14 protein-coding genes are annotated in these 17,168 nt (G+C 36.6%); 1 reads left to right on the top strand and 13 read right to left on the bottom strand.

Features of this window, described 5'->3' with window-relative positions:
* Positions 1–37: 37 nt before the first annotated feature.
* From menH to AC4BB2_RS00045, 6 genes are all read right to left on the bottom strand, one after another.
* Complete coding sequence (gene menH / locus AC4BB2_RS00070) at positions 38–862, bottom strand: 2-succinyl-6-hydroxy-2,4-cyclohexadiene-1-carboxylate synthase (RefSeq protein WP_490473438.1); 825 nt, start codon at positions 860–862, stop codon at positions 38–40.
* Positions 862–2,583 carry a 2-succinyl-5-enolpyruvyl-6-hydroxy-3-cyclohexene-1-carboxylic-acid synthase gene (menD, locus tag AC4BB2_RS00065; protein ID WP_490473437.1) on the bottom strand — a complete coding sequence of 574 codons (1,722 nt, stop codon included), beginning with the start codon at positions 2,581–2,583 and terminating at the stop codon, positions 862–864. Before menD ends, menH begins: the two co-directional genes overlap by 1 nt.
* Positions 2,567–3,949 (bottom strand): isochorismate synthase, encoded by a 1,383-nt coding sequence (locus AC4BB2_RS00060; protein WP_490473436.1) that lies wholly within the window; start codon positions 3,947–3,949, stop codon positions 2,567–2,569. The genes menD and AC4BB2_RS00060 overlap by 17 nt, the downstream gene beginning before the upstream one ends.
* Positions 3,946–5,412, bottom strand: coding sequence for an o-succinylbenzoate--CoA ligase (locus tag AC4BB2_RS00055; protein ID WP_490473435.1), 1,467 nt, complete (start codon positions 5,410–5,412; stop codon positions 3,946–3,948). The genes AC4BB2_RS00060 and AC4BB2_RS00055 overlap by 4 nt, the downstream gene beginning before the upstream one ends.
* Positions 5,413–5,425: 13 nt before the next feature.
* Positions 5,426–6,241 (bottom strand): 1,4-dihydroxy-2-naphthoyl-CoA synthase, encoded by an 816-nt coding sequence (gene menB, locus AC4BB2_RS00050; RefSeq protein ID WP_490473434.1) that lies wholly within the window; start codon positions 6,239–6,241, stop codon positions 5,426–5,428.
* A gap of 380 nt (positions 6,242–6,621) precedes the next feature.
* Positions 6,622–7,005, bottom strand: coding sequence for a YccF domain-containing protein (locus AC4BB2_RS00045; RefSeq protein ID WP_490473433.1), 384 nt, complete (start codon positions 7,003–7,005; stop codon positions 6,622–6,624).
* 128 nt (positions 7,006–7,133) lie between these two features.
* Here AC4BB2_RS00045 and AC4BB2_RS00040 point away from each other — a divergent pair, with 128 nt between their 5' ends.
* On the top strand, positions 7,134–7,505 hold the full coding sequence (locus AC4BB2_RS00040) for a PaaI family thioesterase (RefSeq protein WP_490473432.1): 372 nt from the start codon (positions 7,134–7,136) through the stop codon (positions 7,503–7,505).
* 97 nt (positions 7,506–7,602) lie between these two features.
* On the opposite strand, the gene AC4BB2_RS00035 is transcribed toward AC4BB2_RS00040, so the two are convergent.
* The 7 genes from AC4BB2_RS00035 to dnaA all read right to left on the bottom strand — a co-directional run bounded on the left by AC4BB2_RS00035 (position 7,603) and on the right by dnaA (position 17,168).
* A complete protein-coding gene (locus tag AC4BB2_RS00035; RefSeq protein ID WP_490473431.1) occupies positions 7,603–8,034 on the bottom strand; it encodes a hypothetical protein in 432 nt (143 codons plus the stop codon).
* Positions 8,035–8,211: 177 nt separating this feature from the next.
* Positions 8,212–10,731 carry a DNA gyrase subunit A gene (gyrA, locus tag AC4BB2_RS00030; RefSeq protein ID WP_490473430.1) on the bottom strand — a complete coding sequence of 840 codons (2,520 nt, stop codon included), beginning with the start codon at positions 10,729–10,731 and terminating at the stop codon, positions 8,212–8,214.
* A 19-nt stretch (positions 10,732–10,750) separates the two neighbouring features.
* Positions 10,751–12,700: a DNA topoisomerase (ATP-hydrolyzing) subunit B gene (gene gyrB / locus AC4BB2_RS00025; RefSeq protein ID WP_490473429.1), complete on the bottom strand. Its 1,950-nt coding sequence runs from the start codon at positions 12,698–12,700 to the stop codon at positions 10,751–10,753.
* Entirely contained in the window at positions 12,697–13,824 is a 1,128-nt protein-coding gene (gene recF, locus AC4BB2_RS00020; RefSeq protein ID WP_490473428.1) for a DNA replication/repair protein RecF, read from the bottom strand. Before recF ends, gyrB begins: the two co-directional genes overlap by 4 nt.
* Positions 13,811–14,053: a S4 domain-containing protein YaaA gene (yaaA, locus tag AC4BB2_RS00015; protein ID WP_490473427.1), complete on the bottom strand. Its 243-nt coding sequence runs from the start codon at positions 14,051–14,053 to the stop codon at positions 13,811–13,813. Before yaaA ends, recF begins: the two co-directional genes overlap by 14 nt.
* 440 nt (positions 14,054–14,493) lie before the next feature.
* Positions 14,494–15,624 (bottom strand): DNA polymerase III subunit beta, encoded by a 1,131-nt coding sequence (dnaN, locus tag AC4BB2_RS00010; RefSeq protein ID WP_490473426.1) that lies wholly within the window; start codon positions 15,622–15,624, stop codon positions 14,494–14,496.
* A 200-nt stretch (positions 15,625–15,824) separates the two neighbouring features.
* Positions 15,825–17,168, bottom strand: a complete 1,344-nt coding sequence (gene dnaA / locus AC4BB2_RS00005; protein WP_490473425.1) for a chromosomal replication initiator protein DnaA — start codon at positions 17,166–17,168, stop codon at positions 15,825–15,827.

The raw sequence follows: 17,168 nt of genomic DNA, 5'->3' as shown, positions 1-17,168 counted from the left end.
GATCTCCTCCTTAAATTTAGGTAACAAGCTTTGGAAGCTAGCCTGAAAAACTAGATAAAAATGCCAAAACAATTTTCTCAAATATCTGTGGTTTTTCCAAATGAATACAGTGACCTACATCATTCACGGTTTCAATCGTTATAACTGGATGTTTTTCTTTCATTTTTTGCGCAATTTGTTGAAACTTAGGATCAAATTCTCCCACAATCAACAAAATAGGAACATCTATATTACTTAATGCTGGCCAAAAATTAGGCTGAACTCCCGTCCCCATATACCACAAACTACAAGCAAGACCAAAAGACCGTTGTGATAATCGTCCTTGTCTAAGCATTTTCTGCGTTTGAAGCGGTAGTCTTTTTTGACTATCAAAAAGAGATAACTTCTCCCACTTATCAACAAACGCTTCAATTGGATTGCTCATAATAAAACTGGCTAAATGCTCATCAGAACGTTTGCGAGTCATTCGATCTATCATGCTTTCTAAGCCTGGAGAACCGCTCTCTAAGATTAGTTGTAATACTTTCTGAGGAAATAGGCAGGTGAATCCTAAAGCCACTCTAGCACCCATTGAATAGCCTAATAAAGCAAACTGAAATAGTCCCAACTTTTCTGTCAACAACGCAATATCCTGACACAAACAATCCATCTGATAACGATAAGGATGAACATAACAATCTGTTTGACCATGACCAATTAAATCTATAGTTAATATATTTATATCTTGTTCTTTTTGAAAGACGGGGCTAAATGTCTGGCTCGTCCCAGTAAACCCATGAAAGCAAACTAACGTTGGTCGATCTTCTTTATAGGTTGAAAACCACTCATAATAATAATTCACACCATTTATGTTCGTATTCATTAATTTTTCCCTAGCTTTTCTTTTAAGCCTTCAATCACTTTTTCATACAACAATACGTTCTCTTGACGATCACCGACTACTTCAATTATTTGGAATTCTGACTGTTTTTTCGTCGCTTCCAGCAATTGATTTAAATGTTCTAAACTTTCAGCCTTCACATATTTTGCATCATATAATTGGGCAACTAAAGAAAAATCTAAATCAATCGGCGTTCCGAAAATCGGTTCAAAATCCTCTGTTGTTAACTGACGTTGTGAAAGGAAAGAAAAAATTCCCCCACCATTGTTGTTCAATAAAACAATCGTTAATGGTAAATTGTATCGTTTGGCTAGTAATAAACCGTTCATATCATGATACATGGCTAAGTCCCCGATCAATAAGACATTCTGACGGTCTGGATTTGTTGCACATACTCCTAAAGCTGTTGAAACAATACCGTCAATCCCATTGATACCGCGATTACCGAATAACTGATAGTGATTATTTTCAGCCGTTGAAAATCGGTCTAAAAAGCGAATTGCATTACTGTTTGAAACAAACAACTGACCATCAGTTGCCATTTTTTTATGGACAAGTATACTTGCGGATGTTTCGTTTAGTGTATTCATCTCACTTAGTTCCATTAATTGTTCTTCAGTTGTTCTTTGCCAGTTGATCCATTGACTGCACCATAAATCCGACGTTTTTGTTTCAACTTTAGTTATAATAGCTTTAGCAAAGATTTGTTCTTCGGCCTGGATAGCGACTTGGGTTTGTTTTAATTGATCCTGCCATTCACCTGTTTCATCAATGAAATAGGTTATTGTCGTCTCATTCAGTGATTTCAGCCATAACATTGTATTTTTGGAAATAGGAAGCATCCCAAATCGAACGACTACTTCTGGAATCTGAATCATCGTAACTTCTTGGATAAATAGATCAGCATAACTCATAATTAAAGAGCTGTTTTTGCTGCATGAAGTGATATTTGCTAATGGGTCACTAAGAATCGGCCAGTTTAACGCTTCTGCCAAAGCAATAAATACTTCAGCTTCTTCTGGTGAATGGCTTCCACCAACAATCAAGACGCCTTTTTTCCCCTGCCATGCCTTCACACATTCCATTAGTTGCTCTTCTGACAGTTGTTTTTTACCTGCAAGTATTTCAGTCGTTTTTTCAGCAACCAACGAGTGACTCAAATCAGGTAATAGTGGTTCTCTCAAGGGAAAATTCAAATGAACTGGACCTTTTGGTGTTTGACAGGCTGTATCTGTTGCCCGCATTCCTTGCCAATAGGCATAATCCAACATGTTTTTTGTTCCTTCTGGAAGTGCCATTTCTATAAATGATTTCACATGACTTTGGAATAAGTGAAATTGATCCATCGCTTGTGGTGCACCAACTTGCCGCAGTTCATGGGGGCGATCAGTCGTTAAAACCATCAATGGAATGTGACTGGCATTCGCTTCACAAATTGCTGGGTAATAGTTCGCTGCAGCTGTTCCCGATGTACATAATAAAGCAACTGGCTTTCTGCTAGCTTTACTTAAACCTAAAGCAAAAAATGCAGCTGAGCGTTCATCCACTTCAATAAAAGTCTCAATCTTTTCTTGACGATGTAATAACAACGCTAAAGGGGTAGAACGAGAACCTGGGCTGATCACAGCCTGCTCTACGCCACTGCTGACCATCCCTTCAACAAAAGCTTGTAAATAGTATGTCATCTCACTTTGATTTGTCACGATCATCCCCGCCTATTCCTCTTAACATCGGTTGAAACTTAATTTTTGTCTCAATTCTTTCTTGTTCTGATTGAGAATCTTTAACAATTCCACAACCCGCATATAGGTAGCCAACGTTTCCAGAAAATACTGCGGAACGAATCCCAACTGCAAATTCTCCCACATCTTCTTTGATAGCAACCCAACCAATTGGCGCTCCATATAAACCTCGGTCCAACGGTTCATGTTCCTTGAGCCATTTCAAAGCTAAGTCCTTCGGTTCCCCACCTAATGCTGGTGTTGGATGTAATTGCTTGATTCCTTTTAAGAAACGATAGTCTTTTTGTCGCTGCCCTTCAATAGGCAAATATAAATGCTGAATATCGCGATTTTTTAACAATTGCGGCTGTTGCACCTGAATTTTAGTACCTGTCATCTGTTCTAATTCTTTGATGATTCGGTCAACAACAATTTTATGTTCTTGGCGATTTTTGATATCATGCAATAGGTAATTTCCTAGCTCCATGTCTTCCACTTCTGTTGTTCCACGTGAAACAGAACCGGCAATGCTAGCTGTTGAAAAAGTCCTTGTAGAAGCTTTTAATAAGCGTTCAGGCGTAGCACCAATAAAGAGCTGTTCATCTGATTCTAAAACAAAAAAATACGTATTCGTTTGTTGCTGCTGGAGATTTTCTAAGATGATATCTGCTTGAAATGGAACGTTACTTTTCACTTCCATCTGTCTAGCTAAAACAACCTTCTCTAAAGGTCCCGCTTCTCTTAGTTTTTCAACGGTTTCATCAACAACAGTCATCCATTCAGATACCGCAACTTCCTTGGCTTCTATTTGAGCAGCCTCTTTACTTGCTACAACTTGACTAGCCATCAAATCAGCAAATTGTGACGTAAGATCTGTCCATTTTTTCTGTAATAATTCTTGTGTTTGTACGCTAAAATTAATGGTAAGATATTGTTTTTCCTCAATTTGAGTAATCAAAAAAGTAGGAAGATAAAACAACCCTTGTTCCATAAAACCCCAATCATTGCGTTTGGGCGATTTTGTATCAAAGGCAAATGCACCAAATAAAATAGCACCTGTTCCTGTAATAGAATGATTTTGATAAATCTTTTCTTTTTCATCTAAAATAAATGCATCTACTTGTTCAAAAGATGCCTGATTATACGTTAATTCTTTTTCTTTACCAAAGCCCACTAAAGTAAGGTCTTTGTCAGGTGTTTGCCAATAAAAACGTTCACCTTTAAATGTTTTTTGCCCCTTCTCAAAATAAGTACGCAAAGAATCTGTATATTCATTTAATTCTTTGACCCAACTAAATTGACGATAGCCTTTTTCGTAAGCTTGTTCTAATTCTTTAGGAATGCTCATTTGTTTAAAAAAGCCTCCCTTTCTATTGTTGTTAAACGATGTTTTGCTAATTTTCCACTGGCCGTTTTCGGCAAAGAGTGGCACAGATAAATCCGTTTAGGTAACTTATATTTTGCTAAATAGGTTTGTGCAAATCTATTTATTTTTTCCACTGTAATTGTCTGTTCACCAACGATATAAGCAACAGGAACAGCGCCCCATTTTTCATCAGGTTCGCCAACCACCGCAACTTCTTTTATCCCAGGAAACTCTTGGATTATATGCTCAATTTCTGTGGGATAAATATTTTCACCACCTGAAATAATCAACTCACTTAAACGACTGACCAAATACAGATAGCCATCCTTATCCAAATAACCCATATCCCCCGTTTTAAACCAACCATCTGCGGTCCATTTTACTGTTAGCCATTGTTCACCATTTAAATATTGTTGAACAACGTTATTCCCTTTTAGCAAAACTTCTCCAACTTCGTTTGGTTCAAGTAAACGTCCTGTATCATCAACAATTTTAACCCTCATACCTTTTAATGGTTTACCAGCAGAGCCAATTTTGGTTGCAGCATCTTCAAAGCTCAGAGCAACGACTTGAGAACAGGTTTCCGTCATTCCATATGATTGTATCACAGGAATTCCAAAACTTTCACATTGTTCCAAAGCTTTAGAAGAAATTGGTCCGCCGCCAAGTAACATTGCTTTAAATTTTGAGCTATAGCCATTCTCAGGATACAATTCCAGCAACTCCTGCAACATAACTGCTACAACAGATATCACTGTTCCACGACCTTTAGACAAATCATCCGTTACCGTTTTTGCATCGAATTTACTATATAAACGCAGACTACAACCTAACACCAATTGACGAATCACAATCGATAGACCACTAATATGAAATAATGGTACCGGGCAAAGCCAACAATCATCCGTTGTGATATTCATATTTTCTTGTGTTGCCAAAGCACTTGCTAGATGATTACTAAAACACTGCACCACGCCTTTAGGATTGCCTGTTGTGCCTGATGTATACATAATCGAAGCTGTAGCATCAAGTTGGTATGCAGTATCAGTTTCAACTTCAACATCTCTATGATTTGAACGTGACATTTCAATGGTCGTTACTTGTTTCAACTCTGAAAAAAACGGCAAACTTTCAGTAGAAACCACCACCTGGTTCACCGAAGCATCGGTCAATTGGTAGTGGAGTTCCTGCAAGCTTAAATGTGTGTTTAATAAAACCAGTTCTTTCCCTAATTCCCACAAAGCTAGAATCGAAAAATACATTTCTTTTGAATTACGGCTAAATAAACCGATTCGTTTTTCTTTATTTGGGATTTTTGAAGAAAATTCTGTTACCCAATATTTTACTTCTTCAGCAACCTCAGCAAACGACCATGTTTCATCTTGCCAATAAAAAGCAGGATGGTTTGGTCTTTCGTTTACTTGTTTTTGTAGCCAACTACTCATGTTCTTCATCCTTTTATGGGAATTTAGGGAATTGGTCGAAATCAGGATCACGTTTTTCTTTAAATGAATCTCGGCCTTCTTTGGCTTCATCCATTGTGTAATAAAGTAGTGTTGCGTCACCTGCTAATTGCTGGATTCCGGCAAGTCCATCTGTATCAGCATTTAGAGAAGCTTTAATCATGCGCAACGCAAGTGGACTTTTCTTCAACATTTCTTCTGCCCATTCCATCGTTACATCTTCTACTTCATCCAGAGGTACAACCGTATTAATCCAACCCATATCTAATGCTTCTTCAGCTGAATACTGTTTACATAAGAACCAAACTTCTTTGGCTTTTTTATGACCGATCACACGAGCTAAGTATCCAGAACCGTAACCACCATCAAAACTACCGACATTTGGTCCCGTTTGACCAAATTTAGCGTTATCTGCTGCGATTGTTAAATCACAAACAAGTTGAAGGACATTTCCGCCTCCGATTGAATATCCTTTAACCATTGCAATAACTGGTTTTGGAATCACACGAATCAAACGTTGTAAGTCTAATACATTCAAACGAGGAACACTATCTTCACCAACGTAGCCGCCATGTCCACGGACTTTTTGATCTCCGCCAGAACAAAATGCTTTGTCTCCTGCACCTGTTAAAATGATTACGCCAATATCTTGTCTATCGCGGCTAATATTAAATGCATCGATCATTTCCATAACCGTTTTTGGTGTAAAGGCATTGTGTACTTGAGGACGATTAATGGTGATTTTCGCGACTTTACCTTCTTGTTCAAATAAAATTTCTTCATATTCTTTGATCGTTGTCCAGTTTCTCATGAGGAAACCTCCTTATAATTTTAAAGCGGAACAAACCAGTTAATCCTGTAGAAAATTAGGAAATTGACATTAAAACGCTCTTTGTTTCACTGACAATTTATCTATTTTCTTAAGGATTGATTTGTACAGCTAGATAACATTTTAAAAGCGGAACAGGTTCGTTAGCCTTAACAGAAAATTAGTTTTCAATGCTTCTATTATACACAAATATACGAGTTTTAGAATGATAGACGGTTTAAAGAGCAGTGAAAGATTAAACAAATCATTACTAATTTAATCTTTCGTTTTAGAAGAAATTACAAGTTAGAGTATTGGTGCAGAGAAATATATATAAATGTAAAAAGAAGTTGGACCGACAATTCAGCGCAACTCCTTTTTTCTCATTCCATATAAACACTATTCGTAGGAACCACTTGGGCACCAAAAGGCATCAATGCTAGCTTAGCTAATTTAAATGATTGCATCCCAAATGGAATACCAATAACTGTCACGCATAAAAGAATCCCACTTACACAATGACCGACTGCTAACCAAAATCCACTGAAAACCACCCAAAGAATATTCACTAAAAATGACATACTACTTGTACTATAAATAACTTTTTTACCAAACGGCCAAAAACTCAACCCTGCAAGCTTAAAACACTGCAAACCAATCGGAATTCCGACAATCGTAATACACCAAAGAACTCCTGCCAAGCACCAAGCCAATCCACCAGCGAATCCGCCAAAAATAAACCAAATAATATTTCCTAGACAACCCATTCAAACATCCTCTACTTTCGTTTTTAATAACACTATTATACTACTAAAATTGAAACTTCGTTAAGATAAACAAATCCTTTATCTATGCTATAATTTAATCATCCTCAACAATGAAAGGATTGATTTTAATGCATTTATTAGATTATTTAAAAATAGAAACAACCGAACTCTCTAAAGAAAAAGTCATTTTAACAATGAAAATACAAGATTTCCATAAGCAACCTTATGGCATTTTACATGGAGGAATGAACGGTATTTTAATCGAAACTGCTTGTAGCCTTGGCGCCAATGAACAGCTTGATGCATATTCTTATGCAGCTGGTATCGACCTTCAAATTAATCACCTAAAAAGTGTTGCTAAAGGTACCGTGACCGTGATTGCCACAGCTGATCGTGTGGGACAAATGATTCAAGTTTGGGAAGGCAAAGTATTTAATGATATTGGTGAGTTGACATGTGTTGGACGTTGCACATTGTTAAGTCGAAAAATAGAAAAATAAAGATTCCATGTGATTGAGTATATCTCAATCACGTGGAATCCGAATAGATGATAGAGGCAAAAGTAAAATCTGAACTCTTTTACGCCCATTCAACTCTTTATATAATTTCTCCTGTTATGATTTTTAACTTCATCAACAATGAAGAAATAAGTTCTAATTCCTTATGATCCACTGTCGAATACTTCTGATTAACGATTAACTCTCTTTCATTTTTGACAAGTAAGCGCATGATACTTAATTCTTCTAACGTTAAATTTGATAAATAGCCATGATTTGGTTCTGAATAAGCCGTTGCTTTTATCTCAAATGTTTCTGGATCTCGTTCTAGACTTGTTCTAACTTGAAATCCATTAGAAAACGTAATTAACTCAACATAAAAGTACTCTGAAAAGGTAATCGGTTTACGTTCAGAAACAGTCGTTTTTTCCCCAAATATATCAAGGATATTTTCGATGAAATTTGATAATGCTGTTCCTATATTTAATTGTTTTGAAAAACTTTTAGATAGTAATAATTTTTCTTTTATCATATCGTTACCTCTCACTTCTTATTACTATCTATTATAAACATACTTTTTTTCAAAACAAATAAAATGATAATTAAGTTTTTTTCATATTTATTTATTGTAACTATGCTAGTTCATATTGATTATAAAGTTCAGTAAAGAAAGCCTCTCTCAATAGTAATTGAGAGAGGCTTTCTTCTTTTATTCTTCTGTCGTTGTATCGGCATCCGGTGTTTCAGTTTCAATAACTGTTGTTTCTACACCTTCAACTTCTTCAACTATTTCTTCTGGTTCCGGCTCAACAACTGCCATCGTCACCACTTTTGCATCTTCTTCCATTCTCATCAAACGGACACCTAATGTAGCACGTCCTGTTTGAGAAACTGAATCTACGTTGAAACGAATGATGACACCTTTATTAGTGATTACTAAAATATCTTCATCACCACGAACGGTTGTAAGTCCAGCTAATGGACCATTTTTCGCTGTGATGTTGGCTGTTTTGATTCCTTTACCGCCACGGCCCTTCACAGGGTACTCAGAGGCTTTTGTCCGCTTGCCGTAACCATTTTCCGTCAAGACTAGAACTTCCGTGTCAGCGTCCAATAAAGAGGCTCCTACGACGTAATCATCTTCTCTTAGACGAATACCGCGCACACCAGATGCTGTACGTCCCATATCACGGACAGCTGTTTCAGCAAATGTTACAGAATAGCCGTTGTGTGTTCCGATGATCATGTTTTGTTCGCCATTCGTTAAGATAACATTGACTAATTCGTCCTCTTCTTTCAGACCGATTGCAATCAAACCGTTACTTCTGATATTAGAGAAGGCTTTAACAGCTGTACGTTTCACTGTACCTTTGCGTGTTGTAAAGAATAGGTAGTGCCCATCTTCCGCTTGCCCTTCAACGGCGATGATAGCTTGGATTTTTTCACTTGAATCAATACCTAACATATTAATTACTGGAATTCCTTTAGCTGTTCTACCGTATTCTGGGATTTCATAGCCTTTAGCACGATATACTTTTCCGTTATTCGTAAAGAATAATAAGGTATCATGGGTTGAACAAGAGACAAGGTTTTTCACGAAGTCATCATCATGAACACCCATTCCTTGAACACCACGTCCACCACGGCGTTGCGCTCTAAATTCGCTATTGGCTACACGTTTGATATAGCCATTATTTGTAAGTGTGATAACCACTTCAGCTTCTTCGATCAAGTCTTCATCTTCTAGACTTAGTACTTCACCGACTAATAATTCCGTGCGTCGGGCATCGCCATATTTATCACGGATATCACCTAATTCAGTTTTAATGATTTCAACCACACGTTCTGGACGAGCTAAAATATCATTCAAGTCAGCAATGAATTTCAATAATTCTTGGTATTCATTTTCGACTTTATCTCGCTGCAAACCTGTTAAACTACGTAAACGCATGTCTAAGATTGCTTGAGCTTGACGATCAGAAAATTCAAAACGTTCGATTAAAGAAGCTTTTGCTTCATCATCTGCTCTTGAATTTCGGATAATTGAGATGATTTCATCGATATGATCTAAAGCAATTCGTAAACCTTCTAAGATGTGGGCACGCGCTTCTGCTTTTTTCTTATCAAATTTTGTACGACGTGTGATAACTACTTTTTGATGCTCTACGTAGTTTTCAAGAATTTGTTTCAGGCTTAAAATTTTCGGCACGCCTTTTTCGATTGCTAACATATTGAAACCAAAAGAAGTTTGTAGTGCTGTCATTTTATATAAATTATTTAAAATAACTGACGCACTAACATCACGACGAACATCAATCACGATCCGCATTCCTTCACGAGAAGATTCATCACGTAAATCGGTGATTCCTTCGATTCGTTTTTCACGGTGTAATTCTGAAATTCGTTCGATTAATTTCGCTTTGTTAACCATGTATGGTAATTCAGAAACTAAAATTCGTTCTTTACCATTCGGCATTTCGGTAATATCTACTTTAGCACGGACAGTGATTGAACCACGGCCAGTTTCATAAGCACGACGGATACCAGATTTACCCATAACTAAACCACCAGTAGGAAAGTCTGGTCCAGGTAAAACTTCCATCAATTCATTGGTTGTAACTTCTGGATTTTCCATCAGTAAACCAACAGCTTCGATTACCTCAGTTAAGTTGTGAGGAGGGATATTTGTAGCCATCCCTACGGCAATCCCTGTTGTTCCATTGACTAAAAGGTTAGGGAAACGTGCTGGCAATACATCTGGCTCTTGTTCAGAGTCATCATAGTTTCCATGGAAATCAACTGTATCTTTATTAATATCACGCAGCATCTCCAAAGCAATTTTACTCATTCTCGCTTCGGTATAACGCATTGCGGCTGCGCCATCTCCATCGACAGAACCAAAGTTTCCGTGACCATCGACTAACATACTGCGGTAGCTAAATGGTTGAGCCATACGTACCATTGCTTCATAAATAGATGAGTCACCATGGGGGTGATACTTACCCATTACGTCTCCGACAACACGAGCCGATTTCTTATGAGGTTTATCTGGTGTTACGCCTAACTCATTCATCCCATATAAAATACGGCGGTGAACAGGTTTTAACCCATCACGGACATCTGGCAGTGCGCGAGCCACAATAACACTCATCGCATAATCAATGAAGGATTCTTTCATTTCACTGGTCAGATTGACGTCTTGAATGTTCTCTTTCATTTCTTCACTCATGAATATATCTCCTTCTTAATTAAATATCTAGATTTTTCACATAATGGGCATTTTCTTCAATAAATGCTCGGCGTGGTTCTACACGATCCCCCATCAACATTTCAAAAATTTGATCGGCTTCGATTGCGTCATCCACACTAACACGTGACATCATTCGTCTTTCCGGATCCATCGTTGTTTCCCATAATTGATGATCATCCATTTCTCCAAGTCCTTTATAACGCTGAACACTTGGTTTTGGACTTGCTGGTAAGGATGCCAAAATTTGAGCTAATTCTTCTTCCGCATTTTTCCCTGGTTGAACGTAAGTGATATTTTTCCCTTGTTTAACCCCATATAAAGGTGGTTGAGCGATATACACATAACCAGCTTCAACGACTGGACGCATGAAACGATAGAAGAGTGTCAATAACAGCGTACGAATATGAGCACCATCGACATCGGCATCGGTCATGATTACTAATTTGTGGTAACGGGCTTTTGCTACATCAAAATCAGCACCAAATCCTGTTCCCATAGCTGTAAATAGCGAACGAATTTCTTCATTAGCTAAAATTTTATCCATACTGGCTTTTTCAACATTTAAGATTTTCCCACGAATTGGTAAAATCGCTTGGAATTCACGGCTACGTCCTTGTTTTGCTGAACCACCGGCAGAATCTCCTTCGACGATAAAAATTTCGCATTTTTCAGGATCTTTACTTGAACAATCGGCCAATTTACCTGGTAAATTACTGATTTCAAGTGCGCCTTTACGACGAGTCACTTCACGTGCTCTTTTAGCAGCCATACGGGCTTTAGAAGCTAATAAACCTTTTTCTACGATTTGTTTACCCACAGTTGGGTTTTCCATCAAGAATTTATTGAAATACTCAGAGAATAAGCGGTCAGTAACTGTCCGAACTTCTGAATTTCCTAATTTTGTTTTCGTTTGTCCTTCAAATTGAGGTTCTGGATGTTTGATAGAAATAACAGCTGTTAATCCTTCACGAACATCTTCCCCTGTTAGATTTTCATCATTTTCTTTCATGATCTTTTGTTTGCGGGCATAATCATTGATTACACGTGTTAATGCTGTTTTGAAACCTGATTCATGGGTTCCGCCTTCATACGTATGGATGTTATTGGCGAAACTTAATAGATTTGTATGGTAGCCATCTGTATATTGCATAGAGACTTCCACAATAATGTCTTGTTGTTCCCCCTCAATGAAAACTGGCTCAGGGAATAACACATCTTTATTCGCATTCAAATGTTCTACATAACTCTTGATCCCGCCTTCGTAATGATATTCTTTCAAGACAGGTTTTTCTTCACGTTTATCTTCAATAGAGATTTTTAGACCTTTATTCAAGAATGCTAGCTCTCTAACACGTGTTGCTAATTTATCAAAGTTAAAGATAGTTGTTTCAGTAAAGATTTCTGGGTCTGGAACAAAGTGGACAGTCGTTCCATGACGATCTGTATCACCGATAATTTTTAAATCATCTTTTACAGCACCTTGATGGAACTCTTGGTAGTAAATCTTACCTTCTTTATAGACTTTTACATCTAGTGTCGTCGATAGCGCATTAACAACAGAGGAACCTACTCCATGAAGTCCACCAGAAACTTTATATCCGCCGCCGCCGAATTTTCCTCCGGCATGGAGAACGGTAAAGACTGTTTCAACGGCTGGACGTCCCGTTTTAGCTTGAATACCAACTGGAATTCCACGTCCATCATCGACAACTGTGATACTATTGTCTTCTTCAATAACTACTTGGATACTTGATGCAAAACCGGCCAAAGCCTCATCGATAGAATTATCCACGATCTCCCAAACTAAGTGGTGCAAACCTTCCGAACTAGTGGAGCCTATGTACATACCCGGACGTTTACGAACGGCTTCAAGACCTTCCAATACCTGAATCTGACTGGCATCATATTCTTGTGCACGTTCTTTCATATTTTTTTCTTCTTCTGTCATATAGATGCTTCCCTCTCTATCTCTCCCTGATGAACATAAAATATATCTGGTTCAACAGTTAATTTATTGTTTAAATGATCCAAACTTGTGGTTGTTAAAAAAGTCTGAACCTTTCCTTCAATCGTTTCTAGCAGGTGCAATTGTCGTTCATTATCTAACTCACTCATGACATCATCCAATAACAACACAGGATATTCTCCTGTTTCTGAATACATTAAATCAATTTCTGCAAGCTTTACACTTAGTGCAGTGGTTCTTTGTTGTCCTTGGGAACCATATGTTTGAACGTTTTGTCCGTTTACATTAAAAATCAGGTCATCACGATGAGGACCTAAAAAGGTATTCGCTTTAAACAACTCACGTTTACGGTTGTCAAGAAGACTCTGCAGCAACTGTTTTTGGATCTCTTCTAGTGAAAAATTTTCTTTGTCTAATGGGATACTTGAAAAATATTCAATTGCTAATTCTTCTTTTTCGTGACTGATTTTCTTGTGAAGTAAGTTGGCCCAGTGTTCCAATTTTTTTATAAATTCTAATCGCGCAAATAACACTTTACCACCAAATTCAGCCAATTGTTCAGTCAAAATGTCTAAATAGACAAGATCGGACTGTTTTTTTTCTGCCAGTTGCTTTAAATATTGATTGCGTTGTTTTAAAACAGACTGGTATTGAACCAAATCATATAAATAAATCGGATTAACTTGACCTAGCTCCATATCAATAAATTTGCGTCTCAGTTGTGGTGAACCTTTGACTAGGGATAAATCCTCCGGTGCAAACAAAATGACATTTAATTGACCAATGTATGAACTCAAACGCTTTTGTTCAATATGATTGACCTTTGTTTTGCGGCCTTTGTTAGAAATAATGATTTCTAACGGTACCGTCCCTGTCTTTTTTTCAACAACACCGCTGATTCTTGCTGAATCGCAATCCCAATGAACAAGCTCTTTTTCATTACTTGTTCTGTGACTGCGGGTCATTGCTAAAACATAAATGCTTTCCAGAAGATTCGTCTTCCCTTGTGCGTTTTCTCCTAGAAAAATATTCAATGTTTTGGGAAAATCTAAGGTCAGCCCATCATAATTACGATAATGCTGCACCTCGATTTTATTCAGTCTCATCGATTTGCTCGCCTTTTTTCACCATAAAAAAAGTACCTTCTTCAGGTATCTCGATCATCATGCCGGCATATAATTTTCTTCCGCGGCGATTCTCTAATTCCCCATCAACGAAAACACTATTTTCAGCTAAATACCATTTGGCTTGACCGCCGCTGCCAATAACATTGACTTCTTTTAAGACTTGACCTAGTGTCATAAATTCGGTCTCTAAAACAATTGTCTTTTTCAAAATGCATCCCTCTTTTTTATTTTCACTTTTACTCTAATATTATACCCTTTTTTACACCAGAAAACAAATTTATCCGTCTAATTTTGTTTCTAAGCAATTTTGAATACAATCGACAAAAAATATTCTAACGATAAAAAAAGGCTTAAAATGCATTTTAAGAAGAAATTTACAAGTTCAACCTATTTTATAAATGAAAATTAGTTCTCATAGATTAAAAATCAATTTGAATCCATCCATTCACCTTAAACCTTTATAAAAGCCGTAATAATAGTATTTTGGTAAGAACAAATAACTTACAAAGATTATTTTGCTAGTTAACTGTGTAACCAAAATAATTATTCTGGGTAATTGAATGAGTTATTTTCCAATAAATATATATTTTTCTGCTAAATAAGAAAACCAAAAAAATACCTACCTCAATAATGAGATAGGTATTTTTTTTAATTCGTACGAACAGGTGTAATCAACTGAATAAAGTCCAAATCTGTTTCTGTCGGTTCTAACGTAAATGGACGAATCGCAGAAATAAATTTAACTGTGATACTCATATCACCAAATGCTCGTAATGCATCTTTCATGTAATCTGGATTAAAAGAAATTTCTAGTGGATCACCAGTTACTTTTTCATAATTCAACGGTTCTTCCACTTTACCAATTTCTGGTGAATTTCCATAAAGAACTACAGAATCAGAAGCAATGGCTAAACGAACGATATTATTGCGACCTTCATGTGACAATAATGAAGCACGATCAATCGCTGATAATAATTCTGGTACATAAAAATCGATTTCTGTATTAAAACTTGTTGGAATCAAACGGTTTGTATCAGGATAGTTTCCTTCTAACAAACGAGAATAGAAATACATATTTTGTGTTTTAAACAATACTTGGTTTTCCATAATGCTGATTTCAACCATTTCTTCTTCATTTGTAAATGAACGAGAAAGTTCAGTCAAACTTTTTCCTGGAATAACAATGTTAAAATCTTCAGCTGCTTGTTCAATCGGAATGATTCGTTGACTTAAACGATGTGAATCCGTCGCAACAGCTAATAATTTTTGATTTTCTAAAATAAAATGAACCCCTGTTAAAATCGGACGGCTTTCATGAAGAGAAACTGCAAAACCTGTTTCATTGATAATTTTTGTCAACAGGTGTACTGGTAATTGAATTTGGTTTTTAGCGTCAATAACAGGAAGGTGTGGATAATTTTCTGCATCCAGTCCATTTACTGTAAAATCTGCTTTTCCTGAAGTGATTGCTACTTGATTGTTATCTAATACTTCTAATGTAAACATGTCTTCAGGCAATTTACGAATGATTTCTCCAAAGAAGCGAGCTTGTAAAACGATACTACCTGTTGATTCGATTGTCATTTGAGCTTTTTCATCTTCTTGACTTAGAAAACTTTCAATAGAAATATCTGCATTACTACCTGTTAATGATAAGCCTTCGTCTGTTAAGACAATTTTTACACCAGTTAAAATTGGAATAGTTGTTTTAGAAGAAATGGCTCTTTGAACGGTTTGTAATTCTTGTAAGAATGTATTTCTTTTTACAGTTACTTTCATAATGATTGAACTCCTTTGTAATTGATTTTAAATGAATAAAATTTTGCTAAGACAGGTTTGTATTTATATATAAATAAATAATAAAAGTAGTAGGTCTTGTTAATTCTGTGGAAAAGTCTAGAAACGGAATAAAAGATAAGTTTTCCACCTGTGTATAACTTGTGGAAAACTTTTTGCTTTTTCTCTTTTTTATCCACAGGCTAAGAATTAAGCAAGTTTTTGATTTCTCCAACTTCTTTTTGAATTGCAGGATCTTTTTCCATTAATTGCTGGATTTTTTCATGAGCATGAATAACTGTTGTATGATCTTTTCCGCCAAATTCAGCCCCAATTTTTGGTAATGAATTATCCGTCATTTCTCTGGAAAGATACATAGAGATCTGTCTAGGAACGACGATTGATTTCACACGCTTCTTGCCTTTTAAATCTTTTAATTGGATATGATAATACTTTGCCACTTCTTCTTGGATTTGTAAAATCGATAAATGATTTTGAGCTCCGACAGATTTTAAGGATTTCAAAGCGTCTGCTGCTAGACTTGTTGTGATATCTTCACCATTGATTGTAGCATAAGCTTGAACACGTACTAAAGCACCTTCTAATTCACGAATATTGGAATCAATTTGTCCTGCAATATAACTTAATGTATCATCAGGAATTTCCAAACGTTCAGCATCTGCTTTTTTCCGCAAAATAGCAATTCGAGTCTCTAAATCTGGAGGCGTGATATCAACAGACAGACCCCAAGCAAAACGAGAAACTAAACGTTCTGGTAATTTCGGAATATCATTTGGCGGTCGGTCACTAGTCAGTACGATTTGTTTGTTTTCATTATACAAATCATTAAAGGTATGGAAAAATTCTTCCAATGTTGCTTCTTTTTCTGCTAGAAATTGAATATCATCCACCAAAAGAAGATCGACATTTCTGTACTCTTTTCTAAATTGTTCTGAATTTTTTGTTTGAATCGAATTGATAAATTCATTTGTAAATGTCTCACTGCTGACGTATTTTACTTTGGCATCTGGTCGATTTTGTAACATTTGATGACCGATCGCATGCATTAAATGGGTTTTTCCTAAGCCTACTCCACCATAAAAGAATAATGGATTATAAATTGAACCAGGATCTTCAGCTACAACTAAAGCTGCAGCATGAGCCATTTGGTTTCCTTTTCCGATGACAAAGGTGTCAAAAGAATATTTTGGATTCAATAAGGCCTTTTTACCATGTTCTGCAATTTTTTCTTGTGTCACAGGTGCTTTTTTTTCTTCTTGAACCGTTGGCACTTCTTTTTCACCAGTAATAACAAAATGAGGCATCACTTCAGCGCCAGTTAATTTAAAGCCAGTTTCGACGATTTTTGCGGCTAAATTCTTTTCCCAATAGTCTTTATGGACAGCAGAAGGAACTTCTAACCATAATTGATTATTTTCCAACTTTAATGGTTGAGTCGTTTTTATCCAAGCATCAAAACTTGGTGCGGACAAAACAGATTGGTAAGTATCTTCTAGATTTTTCCAGAAACTTTCCATATCGGGCAT

The sequence above is a fragment of the Enterococcus sp. AAFC-DPL-5146 genome (assembly GCF_058216635.1).
Note: the sequence above shows the minus strand (reverse complement) of the source record. Positions and strands in the feature narration are given on the sequence as shown.